General features: G+C 65.3%; 1 protein-coding gene. It reads left to right on the top strand.

Annotation, left to right across the window (positions count from 1 at the left end):
• Window positions 1–603 (top strand): EF-Tu/IF-2/RF-3 family GTPase (locus B4M60_RS08975; RefSeq protein ID WP_291082494.1); only part of this gene is annotated, 603 nt, incomplete at both ends.

The raw sequence follows: 603 nt of genomic DNA, 5'->3' as shown, positions 1-603 counted from the left end.
GCCCGCCAGGTCGGCGTGCCCTACATCCTGGTCGCCCTGAACAAGTGCGACATGGTCGACGACGAGGAGATCCTCGAGCTCGTCGAGATGGAGGTGCGTGAGCTCCTCGCCTCGCAGGACTACGACGAGGACGCCCCCGTCGTCCACATCTCGGCGCTCAAGGCGCTCGAGGGTGACGAGAAGTGGGTCAAGGCGATCGTCGAGCTCATGCAGGCGTGCGACGACTCCATCCCGGATCCCGAGCGCGAGCTGGACAAGCCGTTCCTCATGCCCGTCGAGGACGTCTTCACGATCACCGGCCGCGGCACCGTCGTCACCGGTCGTATCGAGCGCGGCAAGGTCAACGTCAACGAGGACGTCGAGCTGATCGGTATCAAGGAGAAGTCGACCAAGACGACGGTCACCGGTATCGAGATGTTCCGCAAGCTCCTCGACTACGGCGAGGCCGGCGACAACGTCGGTCTGCTGGTGCGTGGCCTCAAGCGCGAAGAGGTCGAGCGCGGTCAGGTCGTCATCAAGCCGGGCGCCTACACCCCGCACACCAACTTCGAGGGCCAGGCGTACATCCTGTCCAAGGACGAGGGCGGCCGCCACACGCCGTTC

The organism is Dietzia sp. UBA5065 (genome assembly GCA_002415925.1).
GTDB lineage: Bacteria > Actinomycetota > Actinomycetes > Mycobacteriales > Mycobacteriaceae > Dietzia.
Note: the sequence above shows the minus strand (reverse complement) of the source record. Positions and strands in the feature narration are given on the sequence as shown.